Below are 547 nucleotides of genomic sequence, written 5' to 3' on the forward strand. Positions count from 1 at the left end.
GCCTCAGGATCACCCTGAGTTGCAACAACCTTACCGTTTTGAGTCCCGACTAGTACTGAACAGCCAGTACCACAAAAACGGCAAGGAGCTTTATCCCATTTGATTTTGGTTTGGTCTGAGCTTGCGATGAGATTGGCCGCAGAAGCGGGAAGTGAAATTCCGGCTACCGCTGCAGCTGATGCAGCAGCGTTTGCTTTCACAAACTCGCGTCGTGTCATTTTCATAATGTGTCCTCTTGCGGGGTCGTTGAACCGATGCTGGCATCGGTCGTAGCCGTTGCATGGATGTCGGTGTCAAGGGTGTCAATATCGGTTTCGATTTGGTGGTAAACCAAAGCCGTACTAATTACTTCTGGTAGGTCGTTAATTTCATCGATAGTGGTGGTGATATAGCCTTCGTTTTGAGTTTCCATGACCACAACAAACTTACCTGAATCTTCGGCATATATTTCGGTGGCGGAAAAGCTATTCACCTTGCTTCGAACTGTCTCCATGGCTTCAGGAGAGCAGTAAACGACAAAACTTGAGATATGAACTTCACTGGCTGG

At 47.7% G+C, this 547-nt stretch carries 2 protein-coding genes; both read right to left on the minus strand.

The window, feature by feature from the left end; translation table 11 throughout:
• On the minus strand, positions 1-224 hold a 224-nt coding region (locus AB4585_RS23870; protein ID WP_372171242.1), incomplete at its 3' end, for a twin-arginine translocation signal domain-containing protein.
• A partial coding sequence (locus AB4585_RS23875; RefSeq protein WP_372171243.1) for a chaperone NapD occupies positions 221-547 on the minus strand: 327 nt, incomplete at its 5' end. The genes AB4585_RS23875 and AB4585_RS23870, both read right to left, overlap by 4 nt.

It is taken from the genome of Vibrio sp. 10N.222.49.C9, from assembly GCF_041474985.1.
Classification (GTDB): Bacteria; Pseudomonadota; Gammaproteobacteria; order Enterobacterales; family Vibrionaceae; genus Vibrio; species Vibrio crassostreae_C.